The following is a 17618-nucleotide window of genomic DNA, read 5'->3' on the forward strand; positions in this document are numbered from 1 at the left end:
AATACATAGGTGTAAGAGGCGAACGCGGAGAACTGAAACATCTAAGTACCCGTAGGAACAGAAATCAACCGAGATTCCGGAAGTAGCGGCGAGCGAAACCGGACCAGCCCTTAAGCTTATTTTGTGTTAGTGAAACATTCTGGAAAGTTTGACGATACAGGGTGATAGTCCCGTACACGAAAATGCAATCTAAGTGAAATCGAGTAGGTCGGAGCACGTGAAACTTTGACTGAATATAGGTGGACCATCATCTAAGGCTAAATACTCCCAACTGACCGATAGTGAACCAGTACCGTGAGGGAAAGGCGAAAAGAACCCCTGTGAGGGGAGTGAAATAGAACCTGAAACCGTGTACGTACAAGCAGTAGGAGCATACTTGTTATGTGACTGCGTACCTTTTGTATAATGGGTCAGCGACTTATATTTTGTAGCGAGGTTAACCGATTAGGGTAGCCGTAGTGAAAGCGAGCGTTAACTGCGCGTTGAGTTGCAAGGTATAGACCCGAAACCCGGTGATCTAGCCATGGGCAGGTTGAAGGTTGAGTAACATCAACTGGAGGACCGAACCCACTAACGTTGAAAAGTTAGGGGATGACCTGTGGCTAGGAGTGAAAGGCTAATCAAACCGGGAGATAGCTGGTTCTCCCCGAAATCTATTTAGGTAGAGCCTCGGACGAATACTTACGGGGGTAGAGCACTGTTAAGGCTAGGGGGTCATCCCGACTTACCAACCCTTTGCAAACTCCGAATACCGTAAAGTACTATCCGGGAGACACACGGCGGGTGCTAACGTCCGTCGTGAAGAGGGAAACAACCCAGACCGCCAGCTAAGGTCCCAAAGTCATAGTTAAGTGGGAAACGATGTGGAAAGGCCCAGACAGCCAGGAGGTTGGCTTAGAAGCAGCCATCCTTTAAAGAAAGCGTAATAGCTCACTGGTCGAGTCGGTCTGCGCGGAAGATGTAACGGGGCTAAACTATGCACCGAAGCTGCGGATTCAAACTTTGTTTGAGTGGTAGGGGAGCGTTCTGTAAGCCGTTGAAGGTGTACCGGGAGGTATGCTGGAGGTATCAGAAGTGCGAATGCTGACATGAGTAACGATAATGCGGGTGAAAAACCCGCACGCCGGAAGACCAAGGGTTCCTATCCCATGTTAATCAGGGTAGGGTAAGTCGACCCCTAAGGCGAGGCCGAAAGGCGTAGTCGATGGGAAACGGGTTAATATTCCCGTACTTGGTATAATTGCGATGGGGGGACGGAGCAGGCTAAACAAGCATGGCGTTGGTTGTCCATGTGAAAGTGAGTAGGTTGAGAGTTTAGGAAAATCCGGACTCTTAAGACTGAGACACGAGACGAGCACCCAAGGGTGTGAAGTTGTTGATGCCATACTTCCAGGAAAAGCCTCTAAGCTTCAGATTATACCGAATCGTACCCCAAACCGACACAGGTGGTCAGGTAGAGAATACTAAGGCGCTTGAGAGAACTCGGGTGAAGGAACTAGGCAAAATCGTACCGTAACTTCGGGAGAAGGTACGCTCCTATCTGTGATGAGACTTGCTCTCTAAGCGGACGGGAGCCGCAGTGACCAGGTGGCTGGGACTGTTTATTAAAAACACAGCACTGTGCAAAATCGCAAGATGACGTATACGGTGTGACACCTGCCCGGTGCCGGAAGGTTAATTGATGGGGTTAGTTTTCGGACGAAGCTCTTGATCGAAGCCCCGGTAAACGGCGGCCGTAACTATAACGGTCCTAAGGTAGCGAAATTCCTTGTCGGGTAAGTTCCGACCTGCACGAATGGTGTAACCATGGCCACGCTGTCTCCACCCGAGACTCAGTGAAATTGAAATCGCAGTGAAGATGCTGTGTACCCGCGGCTAGACGGAAAGACCCCGTGAACCTTTACTACAGCTTGGCACTGAACATTGAACCTACATGTGTAGGATAGGTGGGAGGCTTTGAAGCAGAGACGCTAGTCTTTGTGGAGCCGTCCTTGAAATACCACCCTTGTAGTTTTGATGTTCTAACGTTGGTCCCTGATCGGGATTACGGACAGTGCCTGGTGGGTAGTTTGACTGGGGCGGTCTCCTCCCAAAGAGTAACGGAGGAGCACGAAGGTTGGCTAAGTACGGTCGGACATCGTACGGTTAGTGTAATGGTAGAAGCCAGCTTAACTGCGAGACAGACACGTCGAGCAGGTACGAAAGTAGGTCATAGTGATCCGGTGGTTCTGAATGGAAGGGCCATCGCTCAACGGATAAAAGGTACTCCGGGGATAACAGGCTGATACCGCCCAAGAGTTCATATCGACGGCGGTGTTTGGCACCTCGATGTCGGCTCATCACATCCTGGGGCTGAAGTCGGTCCCAAGGGTATGGCTGTTCGCCATTTAAAGTGGTACGCGAGCTGGGTTTAGAACGTCGTGAGACAGTTCGGTCCCTATCTGCCGTGGGCGTTTGAGAATTGAGAGGGGTTGCTCCTAGTACGAGAGGACCGGAGTGAACGAACCGCTGGTGTTCGGGTTGTCATGCCAATGGCACTGCCCGGTAGCTACGTTCGGAACTGATAAGCGCTGAAAGCATCTAAGCGCGAAGCAGGCCTCGAGATGAGTTCTCACTAGACTTTTAAAGTCTCTGAAGGGCCGTTGAAGACTACAACGTTGATAGGCAGGGTGTGGAAGTGGTGTGAGCCATTAAGCTAACCTGTACTAATTACCCGTGAGGCTTAACCATACAACGCCAAACGCGTTTTGTGGCAGCGTAACAACGCAAAGCAGAAGTTAAGATACTAAAGTAGATTTACGATTATCAGATTTCCGAATTTTAGTTAATTGCGAGTGCGATTAACGACCAGAATATGCTTGGTGACAATAGCGTTTTGGACCCACCTGACCCCATGCCGAACTCAGTAGTGAAACGAAACAGCGCCGATGATAGTGTGGCATTTGCCATGTGAAAGTAGGACATCGCCAGGATCCTAATTAGAGAAGCCCGTTGCAGCAATGCAACGGGTTTTTTCGTATGTGGTGGCGATTTTACATCGCGCGCTATCTACGAATAGACACTCCATGACGCGGGATGAACCTGCTGCTACGCGCTAGTATTTTGATAGTGAAACGGCATGTACACCTATGCCACTATGGTCACTAAAACAACCCGTAGGCCTCGGTTTCTTCCTCTTCTTGGTTTGCAAGATGTTCTGGGCGGAATATAGCGCTTGGATCAATCAGTAACGTATGCTTATTTTTCATTTTGATTAAGCCGCGCATCATATTTTTTGTTTGTGGGTCTACATCAAAGCCGACGGAGGTTAACTTATCTAAGGGTTTAATATCTTCTTTTTTAACGTTGATGTTGTCTTCTACTTTATCAACCAGTAATCCTATGTGTGGTGTGATGCCATCTTTAGTGGTGAAGATAATAATAGGTTTGTAGTCGAGGATTATTTGCTCTCTAGCAGACTCAAATAAACGTATTAGTTGGTTAAAAATATGTCTCTTTTTCTCTTCAAATATATGGATTAACTTATCCTTAGATAGAGTTTTTTGTAGTTCGAGTAACTCTCCAGCCATGGCATGTAGTGCTCTGTGAGGCGTATCAAATTTGTTAAGAATGTTTTGCAAATCTTCATTGTCTGTTTTGAAGCTACTATACCAACGGCCAAAAGCACATTTTTCTGGATCAGTTGATTGTGTAAAAGCAACACCAGTTAGTAAGCTTTCTTCTAAGGCGTTTAACCAGAGTTGGTGCTCTTTTTCTTTCTCAGCTAATAAATCTGTTAACGCAGCATTTGTTTTATGGGTCGATTGGTTGTTAAGTACAATGCCTAAGTCAAATATAGGAGTGGGTGTATCCATGTAGTCTTTAACACCAATAAAGCTTTTATTTTCATTGGGTAGAGACGTTAGGTTATCTTCATAACGTTCTGTTAGAAGAATATCGAGTATTTTAAGTGAAATGGTCTTATGGCCAACACGAAAATTAATCAGATCCATATTTCCCTCAAAGCCTTATTAAGTCTTTAAAGCATAGAACATTATTCTGATTTAGCAGTAGTTAATCTTGATTACTTTTAAAATATGAGCGATAAATTTTTTTATCACTATTGCCAGTCTGTTCACTGAATAACCTTGCAAAGTCAGTATCTTCATCAAATAGTGCATTTAACTTGGAAAGTAAGCATTGGTTATTTAAAGGGGGAGAGCACTTTTGGGCAGCACTAACCAGTGCCACAGCATTCAAGTAACCTTCAAAAATTATGCGATTTGGCTTTCTTTGGTAGGGTTTAATATCTTCATTAAATTGCACGCACCAAGCGTTATCGCACAGATTAGGATCGGGGACGACTTCCGTGACCATAATATTGCTTGGATGGTTAATTCGCTTGTATAGTTCATGGCTTGATGCAAACGAAACGGCGGTGTAGTCGGGTGTGAAGCCTTGCTGGTAGCCTGTATTGATAAACTCAGCTAACGGTTTGTATGTGCCTACCATACAGATTGCAGTCGCTTTACTTTGTTTAAGTTGCGTAAGTGCCTTTGCAACATCTTCGCTATTGCGTTTAAAGCGGGCAACTTCAATAGGTTTTATTCCATATTTTTCTAAAGCTAAAATTAAATTACTTTCAACAACATAACCAAATTCATCAGCTTGAATCATTAATGCAATTTTTTCATGTTGGCGTTCTTTTACCAAGTAGTCGATTTGTTCAGACGCTTCATCTTGATAGCTGGCACGTAAGTTAAATACATTTGGCATTGAATTATTATGAAGAAAGTCAGCACCCGTGAAAGGCATCAAAAAGGGGACGCGATGCCTGTCGAGTAAAGGTTTAATTGCATGTGCAGTCGGTGTTCCCATCGAACCAAAAATAGCGTGGATGTTATCACTAAATAAAAATTGCCGTGTGTTTACAACCGTATTTTTGGGCTCGTACCCGTCGTCAGCAATGATGAGGTGGATATTTTGACCATCAATACCGCTATCAGCATTTATCTTATCGAAATAAATATTACTGCCGAAAGCTAATTGCTCGCCAATTTCTTTTGCAGGCCCTGATAGTGCTGTAGACATACCTAATTTAATAGGGGGAAGAGTGTCTTCGGCATGACCCAAAGTAGATAAAAGTGAAAGAGAAAACAATATGCTCTTAATTGTCGATATTATGGAGTAATTTAAAGTGAGCATACCAACCTTGCACTGCGGTTTTGAATTGTGTGTTTAATGCTTTTTTTCCTGACAAACTCGCTTCATTAATGAAGTGTTCGATACCAGTTTGCTGTAATATTAGCCGAATAAGTATGCGTTTTGTATCTTTATTAAGCAAGTGTAGACTAATTGGTGTATGCCAGAACAGTTGCCACAGTAGCGGTTGAGCAGAAAATAACGTGAATTCAGTGTTTAAAAGGCGCTCAGCTCTAGTTAGTAATGCAGCCGGGCATTCACTTTGTGAAAAATGAGGTAGTAACTCAGCAATCAGCTGCCACGGTAAGTGGCTAAAGTGGCCTAAAAGCTGTAAAGAAAAGTCGTGTTTAAACTCATTATTGAGTTGAGTTACTGAGTGCCTAGCTTGGCGGGTAAGTGGCTTTATTACTAAAGCCGAATGTTCCGCAGTTGCTTTATCGTGGCCAAACCCCAACTTAATGACCTTAAAACCATTACTTTGCCAAAACTTAACCAGAGATGCATTTGCGCCAAAGCTCGCACCGAAATAGTCGCAATTATCTAGCTGTTTTTCGCAGTAATTTAAGAGGCTTGAACCTACACCTTGCTGATGGCACTCTGGTGCGACAGCGATTCGCACAACTCTTGCAGAGCGTTTACATAAATCTTCTGTATTCTGGCTCAGTTGAGTAATGGTTTGTGCCATTAAATGGCCATGTGGTCTGCGCTTACCTGTTTTTACTTGCTCTGCGATTTCAGTCGTTAACCCTCCCTCAACAGCCACCAAACACACTGCTTTTAATGTATTTTCTTGCTTACAGATAGAGAGCTGTAACTCGGGCGCATCAAGCAGTTGGCGCAAATCATTCACTGTGGTTTGGTAATGAGCCAGCGCGAGTAGTGCCATTATTTGGCTAAGTAGCTGCTCATCATCAACAAGTTGCTCTTTGCTGATGTTTTCAAATTGGTACTGCTTACTACTATGCGTGTCTAGGTACTTTGCATCGAGTAATAATAGTTCGCGTATACTATTTTCTAGCGGATCGCGCTTTGCAAAACGAATTGGTTCCTCAAGCGTAATTGTTTTTAGCGATTTAAATTGGCTACGTAAGTAATGTAAAAAGCGTAGCGTATAACCTCGCCCATTTCCCTCATAACCAACCATAGTGCTAGCAAACACAATTCGCGGATAACTTTTCAGAATTTGCAGTAGTATAGAAACCGGGATAGCCGCAGCTTCGTCGACAAATAACAGATCGCAGTCAGGCTTTTCATCTAACAGTGAATCTGGCGCAATATAGCTAAGGTTAGCCAGTTGCTTACAGTTTTGCTCTTTAGTTATACCAAGCTCAGATGCTAAATGTTTAAAGCTAGTTTGCACAGCTTTGGCTTGCGTTGTACAAATCAGGATTTTTTTATCTTGCAGATTAGCAGCTGCAAGTCCTAAAGCGGCTGACTTACCACGGCCCCGATCTGCACTGATAACTAAGGGCCTATTAGCGCGTCCTGTCGCAGTTTTAATTATTTGCTCAACACACGCCTGTTGTTGCTGATAATTTATCTCAGCGGTTGCTGGCGATACTGATTGGTAGGCTGGGACTGAGTGCTCAGTAAAATAATGTCGCTGTAGCTTCAACTTTGTAAAAAAGCGTTGATTAAAAAAGCTATGCGTAATTTCTTCGCCATAAGAAGTAATACTTGTGAGTGCAGGGTCTTGCCAATGATTGTCCTCTGGTAGCAATAAGATCAGTACACCACCTGCTTTTACGGTACCTGCAAGCGCGGCCAGTTTATCCACATATAAGCCGCTAAAACCATCGAAAATTGCGTGTTGAAACTCTTGGCCAAGAATTTGGTGAGCATGTTTTGGAAACTCACTATTTGCTAATCGTGAGCTAGCGCTTAAAATATAGGTATTGTTAAGCGCTAGTTGGCTTGCGAACTGGTAGCACCAAGTTTCGCTGCCTTGCACGATAACGAGCTGGCGATGCTTTGCAAGCGTCAGCTCGTTACACAGTGCTGCTATGTATTCATTATAAGGCTTGAAGTCTTGCATACTGTGTTACAAGCCATTTGCTGCCTAGGTCATCAAAGTTCACTTGAATACGTGATTGTGCGCCACTACCTTCGTAATTGAGTACGGTACCTGCGCCAAATTTGGCGTGTAATACGCGTTGACCTAAGTTAAAGCCGCTGTCTTCAAATGCCGCATGGGTTACTGATGGGCTAAAGCGACCTGCCGCAGGTGGTCTAGAAACCTGTGTTTTAATACGAATTTCTTCGATGCAATCTTCAGGCATTTCGCGTAAAAAGCGTGATGGGCTGTGGTATTTTTCTTGCCCATATAAACGACGGCTTTCTGCGTGACTAATGTATAATTTCTCCATCGCACGGGTCATGCCAACATAGCATAAACGACGCTCTTCTTCTAAACGGCCAGACTCTTCGTTACTTTGCTGTGATGGGAACATGCCCTCTTCAACACCAACCATAAATACCAGTGGAAATTCTAGGCCTTTTGCTGAGTGTAGTGTCATCATTTGCACAGCATCTTCGTGCTCATCGGCTTGACCTTCACCAGACTCTAGTGAGGTATAGGCCAAAAAGCCCTGTAGTGGTGAGCTGAACTCTTCATCTTCAGGGAGCTCATATTGACCACATGCACTAATAAGTTCTTCTAAGTTTTCTACGCGAGCACGGCCTTTTTCGCCTTTTTCAGCTTGATACATAGCCATTAACCCCGAGGTTTGAATGGCGTATTTAGCTTGCTCCTCTAAGGTGAGGTCGCTGATCTTATCTTCGATATGTTCAACAAGCTCTAAGAATTTAGTCACTGCACTTGCTGCACGGCCAGATAAGTGTTGTTGCTCGATAATTGCTTTTGCAGCATACCAAAGTGGCAGAGACTCATTCCGTGCACAATCACGGATATGGCTTAGTGTTTTATCACCAATACCACGGGCAGGGGTATTAATAACGCGCTCGAAAGCGGCATCATCTTGGCGATTACCCACCAAACGTAAGTACGAAAGAGCATCTTTGATCTCTTGGCGTTCGAAGAAGCGCATACCGCCATAAATACGGTATTTTAAACCTTCTTGCAGCATCGCTTCCTCAAGTACACGAGATTGCGCGTTATTACGGTATAAAATGGCGGCATCTTGTAATGCATTACCCGCATTTAGCCAGCTACGTAGTTTGCTGCTAACAAAGCGGGCTTCGTCTAATTCATTAAAAGCAGCGTAAACAGAAATAGGCTCACCGTCATTGCCGTCTGTCCAAAGGCTTTTACCCATGCGTTCAGCATTATTTTTGATCAGTGCATTTGATGCTTTCAAGATGGTTGCTGTTGAGCGGTAATTTTGTTCAAGGCGAATCGTTTCGGCTTCGAAGTCAGTTAAAAAGCGTTTGATATTCTCAATTTTTGCGCCACGCCAGCCATAGATACTTTGGTCATCATCACCTACGATCATAATACTATTCGTATTACCTGCGAGTAACTTTAACCAAGCGTACTGGATTGTATTGGTATCCTGGAACTCGTCTACCAACATGTGAGCAAAGCGTTGCTGATAATGACGTAAAAGTGTCGGGTGATTTTTAAGCACTTCGTAGCAGCGCAGTAGTATTTCAGCAAAGTCGATTAAACCAGCACGATCGCACGCTTCTTGATATGCAGCATAGACTTTTAGCATCATCTGCTCATTGATATCGTAAGCTTGAATGTCTTTCGGGCGTAGGCCTTCGTCTTTTTTCGCGCTGATATACCAACCAAACTGTTTTGCAGGCCACTTTTTGTCATCGATGTTCATCGCTTTAAGTAAGCGTTTGATCATACGTTGTTGATCGTCAGAATCTAAGATTTGAAAGCTTTCTGGTAAGTTCGCTTCACGGTGATGGGCGCGCAAAATACGGTGAGATAAACCATGGAAAGTACCAATCCACATACCACCAACTGGTGCTTTAAGCGTTTCTTCTACACGGGTACGCATTTCTTTGGCGGCTTTGTTGGTGAACGTGACCGCAAAAATGCTGTATGCAGAAGCTTGTTCAACTTGCATGAGCCATGCGATGCGATGAACGAGTACTCGAGTTTTGCCAGAACCTGCGCCTGCAAGCACTAGCATGTTTTGCAATGGGGCTGCGACTGCATCCCGTTGTTTATCATTTAAGCCATCGAGTAATTCAGAAACGTCCATCGTTACGCCTTTTCAATCTATAATGAAGGGAGTATAACAGGTGTTTATGCAAGGCTAAATAAAATACTGTTTTTATAAACAGCTATTTTGGCAAGTCATTAAAATTGGAGTATAAAAATTGTGAATTTGACTTATTTTTAGCAAAAAGAACTAAAACCAAAATAACGCTATTTTTTAACACTTTGATTTGTAAGCTATAATAAGTTGGCATAAAGTGTGTTTATTAAAAGTATAATCATTAAAAACTACAGAGGTTAGTATGGCAGAGCAAGGTTCTGGTGGTAATGTAATCGCAGCAATTTGTAATATCTTTTTCCCTGGCTTAGGGCAGTTGGTACAAGGTCGTTTAATGGCGGCGATTGCATTCTTTTTAGCTTGGGTTATCAGTGGCGCACTAATTTATGTCGCGATCGGCTTTGTGTTACTGCCGATTGTTTATTTATGGGCAATCATTGATGCCGCACGCTTTAGATCACGACTCTAGCTGTTTGAATAGCTTAAATACGGGCGCCACATTGGCGCTCGTGTTGTTTTTAGGGCTGCAAAACTCGCCACGTATAGCTGCAAACGGTATAATCAGCGTATTAACGTATTACGAGTCCCCTTCATGGAATATCAATTTATCCGTGACCCAATTAGCGGTTTACGCATTAAAATCTCTTCTGAACACGGCGTTATTGGTCGTTGGCTGAATGAAGAAATCGGAAAAGAAAAAGTCGCAATGGTGCAAGCTTTAATTGCTGCAGTTAAGTGTAGCCATGAGCCTTTAACCTTACAAGGCCAAGAAATTGATTTGATTTTAAGTAAAGATGAAGCGTTATTTGAAGCCCATGCACTACATCAAGACAACGAAGACTTAGTCGCCTATCAAGATGATGATTTAATGCTCGAAGAAGAGGGCTTATGCAGTGGCTGTGGTTTTGAAGACTTTGTTGATTTAATTGAGTCTTGGCAAGAGTTTACCCAAGGGCGATAAGCAGAAACAGATTCTGCTTATCTGTGGCTAGTTTATTGTTCATTGACTGATTTAACAGCCGCAAGCAATAAGTCTTCAGTTAAACGTACTTTATAATTTGGATTAGCATACTGAAAGTGAATTAATCCTTTTGTGTTAACCACAAAAACAGCCGGTACAGGTAAAGCCACCTTTGCTTCGCCATCTAGTGACACAAAGTTAACGCCAAGCTTATTGCGATAGATTTTAGCGGTTTTAGCGTCTAGATAAAATGCCAAGCCTAATTGCTGGCTCAATGCCAAGCTATCATCAGATAAAAGTTGATAATTTGGAGAGGATATTTTGCTTTCAGCTAGCTTCTCTGGGCTATCTGGCGATATCGCGATAATTTGTGCATTGAGGTCTGCTAATTGCTTTTCAATTTTTTGCACACTGGCTAATTGTCTTGAACAATATGGGCACCAACCGCCCCGATAAACAATCAATACCGTGGTTTTTTCTTTAAAACGTTCACCTAAAGAAACGCTTTTTCCAAACTGATCTTTTAAGTCAACATTTTGTATAGTCAAGCCTGGCAGTAATGGACTAACTTGTTCAGCTGAGTTTGCAATATTCGTTGCGGTAGCTGCAATTGCTTGGCTAGATAGTGCAAGCAATGCAGTAATAAGTAGTGATCTAAACATTAGGTTCCTTAATGATTCTTTCTCGATTTTACAAACGACCAGTTTATAGGTGTTTTTATTTCATCAATGCCAAATTTAACTGTAGTATATAGGCAAATAAAAAATGCAAGTTGGGATAAAGAATGTCTGCTAATTTACAAAAACTCGTTGTTATGCTCGAAATGCAAAATGCGATGAATACCAAAGTTCATGAGCAATGGTTTAGCCAAGGTTTTGAGTGGTATCGTGCAATTTGGGTTGAGTGTGCTGAAATGCTTGATCACTATGGTTGGAAGTGGTGGAAAAAACAAACTCCAGATACTGAACAAGTTATTTTAGAGTTAGTTGATATTTTCCATTTTGGTTTATCTTTGCGCATTGATGGTGAAACCAGCTATGAGCAATTAGCCGCGCAACTTGAAGCGGAATTAAGTGCGCCAGTGCAAGCGGATGACTTTAAACAAACACTAGAGCAGTTAGCTGCGTCAGCAGTCGCTGAAAAGCGCTTTAATGCAGCTGCATTTGCAGGTTGTATGGCGCAAATCGGTATGGATATCGATGATTTATACCGCGGCTACGTTGGTAAAAACACCTTAAACTTCTTCCGCCAAGATCATGGCTACAAAGATGGTAGCTATATCAAAGTATGGAACGGCCAAGAAGACAATGAACACTTAGTGGAAGTTGTTAAAAGCCTAGATACAGAGCATGTAGATTTTGCAAAGCTTGTTTATCAAGGCTTAGAGCAGCGTTACCCTAAATAAACGTGTTTATGCTCATTTATAACGGGCATAAACTCGCGAAAATCGATGGTCGATAAAAAGCCATCGAACTGCTTGTGCGGTTGTTGACTATCTGGGTTGGCAACCGCAAGAATATGGCCAATACCAAACTCTTTTGCTGCATCGAGCACGGCAGGGCTGTCATCGACAAATAAAGTCCGTTTCTTATCAAATTGCCATTCTTGGTGCACTTGTTGCCATAATGGTTGATGCTCTTTACTCACGCCATATTGGTGAGTTGAAATTACCCCATCTAAGTAATTATCAATAGCAGTGTGTTCAAACTTTAACATGGCACAATCTGGGTGCGCGTTAGTAAGCATGATCAATTGCTTGCCTGCTTTTCTAAGCTCCGTTAGAAACGGCGGTACGTCATCACGCACTTTTATTAAATGTTGAATGTCGCGTTTAAGCGCCATGATGGGTAAATCAAGTTGCTGTTGCCAATAATCTAAACAATACCAATTAATTTGCCCATGCACTTGTTGATAGCGGTGCAGAATGTCTGCTTTTGCTTCGTCTAAACTCATTTTATGCTTACGCGCATATTGCTCGGGAATAACAGTAAGCCAGAAATAATTATCAAAATGCAAATCGAGTAGGGTGCCATCCATATCTAACAACACAGTATCGATTTTTGACCAATTTAACATAGGCAATTCACTTTAAAAGATTTATGATGAGCATAACTGCCATGATAGCAAATTAATGCCAATGACACAGAAAAAGCATCCTACACCACCGCAAATTTTGTCTAATGAAGTTGTCGCTAAAAGTCGACTGTTTACTGTTGAATCTCTCGAATTGAAGTTCTCAAATGACGAGCAAAGGCAATACGAACGAATTCGTGGTGGCGGAAGAGGTGCCGTCATGATTGTGCCTGTAACGGCTGATAATGAGCTGTTATTGGTGCGAGAATATTGTGCCGGCACTAATGATTATCAACTGGGCTTTCCTAAAGGCTTAATTGATCCGGGTGAAACTCCTGAACAAGCTGCAAATCGTGAGCTTAAAGAAGAAGTCGGCTTTGGTGCTAACCATTTTGCCGCCCTTAAAAAAGTCAGCATGGCACCTAGTTACTTTAATGCCACTATGCATATTTTGTATGCCGAAGATCTCTACTCTGAAACCTTACCAGGGGATGAACCAGAGCCACTTGTTGTTGTGAAGTGGCCGATGAATGATTGGCCGTCTTTATTACAACAAGAGGACTTTACAGAAGCACGAAGTGTTGCAGCTTTGCTATTATTAACAAAGTACTTAGAGTCGGGAGCTACCAATGAGTGATTTTTTAGAGCCTTGCATTCGTCTAGCTGAACAAGCAGGTGATGCCATTATGGCTATTTATCAGCAAGATGATATTGGTGCCGAGCAAAAGTCCGATCATACGCCCGTAACTAAAGCTGATTTAGCGTCAAATGAAGTATTGATGGCAGGATTAAAAGCGTTGGCACCAGATATTCCTATTATGTCAGAGGAAACGCCAATCCCTGCACTTGCTGACAGAAAGCATTGGCAGCAATACTGGTTGCTAGATCCCATGGATGGGACTGGGGAGTTTATTTTAGAAAGTGGTGATTTTGCAGTTAATATCGCACTGATTGAAAATAATCGTCCAGTATTAGGTGTTATCCATTGGCCAGCGAGGCACGTTACTTATTTTGCAACTTATCAGCAAGGCGCGTTTAAGCGTGAAAATGGCCAAGATCAGAAAATTTCGGTTGCAACACCTGATAATTTAACTTTAGCTGTAAGTCGTCGACAAAAAATTGAAGCGGTAAGTCAGTATTTAAATACCCAGTTTGCAACGGTCGCATTAGGCTCATGCTCATTAAAAGCCTGTATTATTGCAGAAGGTAAAGCGGATTGTTTTTTACGCATAGGGCCAACAGGAGAGTGGGATACAGGCGCATCTCAAGTGATTGTTGAAGAAGCGGGTGGCTGCATTACAGATGCTGAATTTAATCCTTTAACTTACAATCAACGAGAAAGCACAGAAAACCCAGATTTTATCGTTATGGGCCACCCTGATTGGGAGTGGCAAAAAATGATAAGTCCTCACCAACGAGCTTTTTAACGGCACTTTGTGTGCTTTTTGTTCGTTTGGTGGTGTTTTATTACTATAACTCTTGATTTCTAATCTTATTGCTATATGATAGCGCTCTCTTCGAAACAAGGCATCAATAACATGCTGTTGTTACTGAGAGATTACAGGTGCGTGATAGAGCAGAATGATAAATCATTCGTCGGACTCGCAAATACCTGAAGTCGAAGGTCGTCGGTTCAAATCCGGCTTCTGGGACTTTAAACATACAGGCGCGGGATGGAGCAGCCTGGTAGCTCGTCGGGCTCATAACCCGAAGGTCGTCGGTTCAAATCCGGCTCCCGCAACCAATTCTTTGAATTGGCTGACTTCTTAAATTAAGTGAGAAGTAAAATAAACTTAATATTCAGGCGCGGGATGGAGCAGCCTGGTAGCTCGTCGGGCTCATAACCCGAAGGTCGTCGGTTCAAATCCGGCTCCCGCAACCAATTCTTTGAATTGGCTGACTTCTTAAATTAAGTGAGAAGTAAAATAAACTTAATAATTTCAGGCGCGGGATGGAGCAGCCTGGTAGCTCGTCGGGCTCATAACCCGAAGGTCGTCGGTTCAAATCCGGCTCCCGCAACCAACTGAAATTAATACGTAACATTAGGCACGCGAAAGCGTGTTTTTTTATGCCTGAACTTCAGGTTCATAGCCCAAAGATCGTCGGTTCGCCCTCAAAGTTCACAGCTCCCGCAACCAACTGAAATTAATACGTAACATTAGGCACGCGAAAGCGTGTTTTTTTATACCTGAACTTCAGGTTCATAGCTCAAAGATCGTCGGTTCGCCCTCAAAGTTCACAGCTCCCGCAACCAACTGAAATTAATACGTAACATTAGGCACGCGAAAGCGTGTTTTTTTATGCCTGAACTTCAGGTTCATAGCCCAAAGATCGTCGGTTCGCCCTCAAAGTTCACAGCTCCCGCAACCAACTGAAATTAAAAATTAATCTGTAATACTAGACACGCTAAAGCGTGTTTTTTTATGCCTGGAATTCAGGTTCATAGCCCAAAGATCGTCGGTTCGCCCTCAAAGTTCACAGCTCCCGCAACCAACTGAAATTAATACGTAACATTAGGCACGCGAAAGCGTGTTTTTTTATACCTGAACTTCAGGTTCATAGCCCAAAGATCGTCGGTTCGCCCTCAAAATTCACAGCTCCCGCAACCAACTGAAATTAAAAATTAATCTGTAATACTAGACACGCGAAAGCGTGTTTTTTTATGCCTGAAATTCAGCTGCTCAGGCTCAAAACCCAAAGGTCGTCGGTTCGCCCTCAAAATTCACAGCTCCCGCAACCAGCTGAAATTAAAAATGAATATGTAATACTAGACACGCGAAAGCGTGTTTTTTATGCCTATAAGAAAGTGAAGGTGCTCTTGAGTATCGAAAAAATCTTTTTATCTCATCATAATGTTTGTACTAATAGGTAATAATACGAAATCATTGCCTATTAATAATATGGTTTCTTGCTTCAAAATAGCTCTCTTGATTAAACGGATTGATATTTTCCTTCTGCTACGTTTAGTGACTTGCATAATCTTCTCTTAAAAGATTGAAACGTTTATGTTACAAGGTAGGTAAAATTACTTTTTAGTTACAAGTATGACTGAACTTTACCACTGGTTTGACTTAATTGGCGTGGCTGTATTTGCTGTATCAGGTACGCTGCTGGCCTATGATAAAAAAATGGATGGGTTTGGGGTTGTTGTACTTGCCACCGTAACGGCAATTGGTGGTGGTACGTTGCGTGACTTAATCCTAGATGTTCCTGTTTTTTGGTTACATGATCAAAGCTATTTTTGGGCTATTTTATTTTCGGTATTTGTTACTACACGTTTAATTAATAAGCAGCGTTCGATTGAATTTAATACGCTACAGATAGCAGATGCATTTGGTCTGGCGTTTTTTGCTGTTATGGGCGCTCAAAAAGCAATGTTGGCAGGTATGCCTGACACAACGGCTATTATTATGGGCGTTATTACAGGTTGCTTCGGCGGCATGATCCGTGATGTGCTCGCAGGTAATATGCCTATGCTATTAAAAGGTGAGTTATACGCAATTACCTGTATTGCAGGCGGAGTCGCTTATACGCTGGGTATTTCTTTTGGTTTTGTAACAGAGCTTGCTATGGTGATTGCAATGCTAGTGACGCTTGTTTTACGACTGGCGGCGATGAAATGGCGGCTAACGTTGCATATTTTTAAATATTCTGATTAAACTATAACTTAGGACTTGTTATAGGGACAGATTAAACGTGTCATTAGCTCGTATTTTTTCTCGTGCACAAATAGGCGTACAAGCACCAGAAGTCATAGTTGAAGTGCATTTAGGTAATGGTTTACCGGCTTTTCATATAGTTGGTCTGCCCGAAACATCTGTGAAGGAAGCGAAAGATCGCGTAAGAAGCGCACTTGAAAACTCACAGTTTGGCTTTCCTGATCAGCGGATCACGGTTAATTTAGCACCCGCAGACTTGCCTAAAGAGGGAGGGCGCTTTGATTTAGCCATCGCCGTAGGCATCTTGGTGGCATCAGGGCAGATTAGTTGTCCCGATATTCATCGTTATGAATTTTATGGTGAGCTTGCCTTAAATGGGGAAGTTAGAGGTGTGAATGCGATTTTGCCCTCCGTGCTCGGTGCTAAAGAGAAAGGCCGTTGTTGCTTTCTTCCTGCCGATAATGACTCCTTGGCGAGTCTTGTTTCTGGGGTCGCACGAAAAGCAGTATATTCTATTCAGGATGTCTGGAACGACTTACTTAACCAGCAACCCCTTCCTTTGAATATTGAATACCCAGAGCAGGAATTAGATAGGGAATCTCTCCTCGATTTAAGCGATGTTAAAGGGCAACCAGGCGCGAAACGCGTATTAGAAATTGCCGCTGCTGGTGGGCATAATTTGTTATTTTTAGGCCCTCCGGGTACAGGCAAATCTATGCTCGCACAGCGTATGCCGACAATTATGCCCGCCATGTCTGACGATGAAGCGATTAGTACCGCAGCGCTTTATTCAATTATTGGTCAATCAGTCGATTTAGCGAATTGGCGTGAGCGTCCCTTTCGCAATCCTCATCATACGTGTTCAGCAGTCGCACTTGTTGGTGGTTCGTCAAACCCAAAGCCAGGGGAAATTTCATTAGCCCACAATGGAGTGCTTTTTTTGGATGAGCTGCCTGAATTTGAGAGAAAAGTACTCGACTCATTGCGTGAACCTATGGAAACGGGCGTAGTAACGATATCAAGAGCCGCGAGGCAAATGGAGTTCCCTTCGCAATTTCAGTTGATTGCAGCCCTTAACCCAAGCCCAACAGGTAGCCACACAGATAAGCGAGCGACGCCCGATCAAGTGCTACGTTACTTATCTCGGGTGTCAGGGCCATTTATCGATCGTATTGATTTACAAATTGAGTTGCCAAGATTAACCAGTAGCCAACTACAAAGTACTGAAATAGAAGAAAGCAGTGAGCAAGTTCGCTCACGTGTTGAGCGTGCCTACGCAATTCAGCTTGAAAGACAAGGCAAAGTGAATGCGCGTTTGAATAATAAAGAAATGAATCGTTACTGTATTTTAGCAGCCGCAGAGCTTCAGTTTTTAGCTAAAGCCAGTGAAAAACTGGCTTTATCGCCTCGCTCTTATCATCGGGTAATTAAAGTGGCACGCACCATCAGCGATTTAAAAGCGCAGCCAAATATAACCTTAAGTGAGCTAAAAGAAGCATTAAATTATCGGGCATTTGAGCGGCTAATTAGTCAGCTAACGCAACTCTAAAA

13 protein-coding genes, 3 tRNA genes and 2 rRNA genes (1 of these 18 only partly in view) are annotated in these 17618 nt (G+C 43.1%); 12 read left to right on the forward strand and 6 right to left on the reverse strand.

Annotation, left to right across the window (positions count from 1 at the left end):
* Together L3Q70_RS00670 and rrf are read left to right on the forward strand one after the other, a co-directional pair.
* Positions 1–2730: ribosomal RNA gene (locus L3Q70_RS00670) — 23S ribosomal RNA — on the forward strand (it extends 155 nt beyond the left edge of the window).
* Positions 2731–2857: 127 nt separating this feature from the next.
* Positions 2858–2972: ribosomal RNA gene (gene rrf, locus L3Q70_RS00675) — 5S ribosomal RNA — on the forward strand.
* Positions 2973–3143: 171 nt separating this feature from the next.
* On the opposite strand, the gene L3Q70_RS00680 is transcribed toward rrf, so the two are convergent.
* From L3Q70_RS00680 to uvrD, 4 genes are all read right to left on the reverse strand, one after another.
* Positions 3144–3992: a CZB domain-containing protein gene (locus L3Q70_RS00680; RefSeq protein ID WP_062568276.1), complete on the reverse strand. Its 849-nt coding sequence runs from the start codon at positions 3990–3992 to the stop codon at positions 3144–3146.
* A 61-nt stretch (positions 3993–4053) separates the two neighbouring features.
* Complete coding sequence (locus L3Q70_RS00685) at positions 4054–5139, reverse strand: ABC transporter substrate-binding protein (protein WP_237114686.1); 1086 nt, start codon at positions 5137–5139, stop codon at positions 4054–4056.
* Positions 5140–5146: 7 nt separating this feature from the next.
* Positions 5147–7216, reverse strand: coding sequence for a GNAT family N-acetyltransferase (locus tag L3Q70_RS00690; RefSeq protein WP_237114687.1), 2070 nt, complete (start codon positions 7214–7216; stop codon positions 5147–5149).
* Positions 7194–9359, reverse strand: a complete 2166-nt coding sequence (gene uvrD / locus L3Q70_RS00695) for a DNA helicase II (RefSeq protein WP_062568273.1) — start codon at positions 9357–9359, stop codon at positions 7194–7196. Before uvrD ends, L3Q70_RS00690 begins: the two co-directional genes overlap by 23 nt.
* Before the next feature lie 259 nt (positions 9360–9618).
* Between uvrD and L3Q70_RS00700 the strand changes: the two genes are divergently transcribed.
* Together L3Q70_RS00700 and L3Q70_RS00705 are read left to right on the forward strand one after the other, a co-directional pair.
* A complete protein-coding gene (locus tag L3Q70_RS00700) occupies positions 9619–9843 on the forward strand; it encodes a hypothetical protein (protein ID WP_062568272.1) in 225 nt (74 codons plus the stop codon).
* A 123-nt stretch (positions 9844–9966) separates the two neighbouring features.
* Positions 9967–10335, forward strand: coding sequence for a YacL family protein (locus L3Q70_RS00705; protein WP_193988125.1), 369 nt, complete (start codon positions 9967–9969; stop codon positions 10333–10335).
* Between the two features lie 32 nt (positions 10336–10367).
* On the opposite strand, the gene L3Q70_RS00710 is transcribed toward L3Q70_RS00705, so the two are convergent.
* Positions 10368–10997: a peroxiredoxin-like family protein gene (locus L3Q70_RS00710; RefSeq protein WP_237114688.1), complete on the reverse strand. Its 630-nt coding sequence runs from the start codon at positions 10995–10997 to the stop codon at positions 10368–10370.
* A gap of 122 nt (positions 10998–11119) precedes the next feature.
* Between L3Q70_RS00710 and L3Q70_RS00715 the strand changes: the two genes are divergently transcribed.
* Entirely contained in the window at positions 11120–11740 is a 621-nt protein-coding gene (locus L3Q70_RS00715; RefSeq protein ID WP_237114689.1) for a dUTP diphosphatase, read from the forward strand.
* Here the strand turns inward: L3Q70_RS00715 and yrfG are convergent.
* On the reverse strand, positions 11728–12411 hold the full coding sequence (yrfG, locus tag L3Q70_RS00720) for a GMP/IMP nucleotidase (protein WP_237114690.1): 684 nt from the start codon (positions 12409–12411) through the stop codon (positions 11728–11730). The genes L3Q70_RS00715 and yrfG overlap by 13 nt on opposite strands.
* Before the next feature lie 61 nt (positions 12412–12472).
* Here yrfG and nudE point away from each other — a divergent pair, with 61 nt between their 5' ends.
* The 7 genes from nudE (at position 12473) to L3Q70_RS00755 (ending at position 17616) form a co-directional block, all read left to right on the forward strand.
* Entirely contained in the window at positions 12473–13045 is a 573-nt protein-coding gene (gene nudE, locus L3Q70_RS00725) for an ADP compounds hydrolase NudE (protein WP_193989015.1), read from the forward strand.
* Positions 13038–13835 (forward strand): 3'(2'),5'-bisphosphate nucleotidase CysQ, encoded by a 798-nt coding sequence (gene cysQ, locus L3Q70_RS00730; RefSeq protein WP_062568266.1) that lies wholly within the window; start codon positions 13038–13040, stop codon positions 13833–13835. The genes nudE and cysQ overlap by 8 nt, the downstream gene beginning before the upstream one ends.
* A 240-nt stretch (positions 13836–14075) precedes the next feature.
* Positions 14076–14152 (forward strand) — tRNA-Met (locus L3Q70_RS00735).
* A gap of 61 nt (positions 14153–14213) precedes the next feature.
* Positions 14214–14290, forward strand: a tRNA-Met gene (locus L3Q70_RS00740).
* A gap of 63 nt (positions 14291–14353) precedes the next feature.
* Positions 14354–14430: transfer RNA gene (locus L3Q70_RS00745), tRNA-Met, on the forward strand.
* 1022 nt (positions 14431–15452) lie between these two features.
* Positions 15453–16067: a trimeric intracellular cation channel family protein gene (locus L3Q70_RS00750; protein ID WP_062568185.1), complete on the forward strand. Its 615-nt coding sequence runs from the start codon at positions 15453–15455 to the stop codon at positions 16065–16067.
* A gap of 37 nt (positions 16068–16104) precedes the next feature.
* Positions 16105–17616 carry a YifB family Mg chelatase-like AAA ATPase gene (locus tag L3Q70_RS00755; RefSeq protein WP_062568186.1) on the forward strand — a complete coding sequence of 504 codons (1512 nt, stop codon included), beginning with the start codon at positions 16105–16107 and terminating at the stop codon, positions 17614–17616.
* Positions 17617–17618: the final 2 nt, after the last annotated feature.

It is taken from the genome of Pseudoalteromonas sp. CF6-2, assembly GCF_021729425.1.
Classification (GTDB): domain Bacteria; phylum Pseudomonadota; class Gammaproteobacteria; order Enterobacterales; family Alteromonadaceae; genus Pseudoalteromonas; species Pseudoalteromonas arabiensis.

Bases quoted from the DNA above. Each gene is read 5' to 3' on its own strand.
- L3Q70_RS00680 (WP_062568276.1), bottom strand. From the start codon at position 3,992: ATGGATCTGATTAATTTTCGTGTTGGCCATAAGACCATTTCACTTAAA.
- L3Q70_RS00690 (WP_237114687.1), bottom strand. From the start codon at position 7,216: ATGCAAGACTTCAAGCCTTATAATGAATACATAGCAGCACTGTGTAAC.
- uvrD (WP_062568273.1), bottom strand. From the start codon at position 9,359: ATGGACGTTTCTGAATTACTCGATGGCTTAAATGATAAACAACGGGAT.
- L3Q70_RS00700 (WP_062568272.1), top strand. From the start codon at position 9,619: ATGGCAGAGCAAGGTTCTGGTGGTAATGTAATCGCAGCAATTTGTAAT.
- L3Q70_RS00705 (WP_193988125.1), top strand. From the start codon at position 9,967: ATGGAATATCAATTTATCCGTGACCCAATTAGCGGTTTACGCATTAAA.
- L3Q70_RS00710 (WP_237114688.1), bottom strand. From the start codon at position 10,997: ATGTTTAGATCACTACTTATTACTGCATTGCTTGCACTATCTAGCCAA.
- L3Q70_RS00715 (WP_237114689.1), top strand. From the start codon at position 11,120: ATGTCTGCTAATTTACAAAAACTCGTTGTTATGCTCGAAATGCAAAAT.
- yrfG (WP_237114690.1), bottom strand. From the start codon at position 12,411: ATGTTAAATTGGTCAAAAATCGATACTGTGTTGTTAGATATGGATGGC.
- nudE (WP_193989015.1), top strand. From the start codon at position 12,473: ATGACACAGAAAAAGCATCCTACACCACCGCAAATTTTGTCTAATGAA.
- cysQ (WP_062568266.1), top strand. From the start codon at position 13,038: ATGAGTGATTTTTTAGAGCCTTGCATTCGTCTAGCTGAACAAGCAGGT.
- L3Q70_RS00750 (WP_062568185.1), top strand. From the start codon at position 15,453: ATGACTGAACTTTACCACTGGTTTGACTTAATTGGCGTGGCTGTATTT.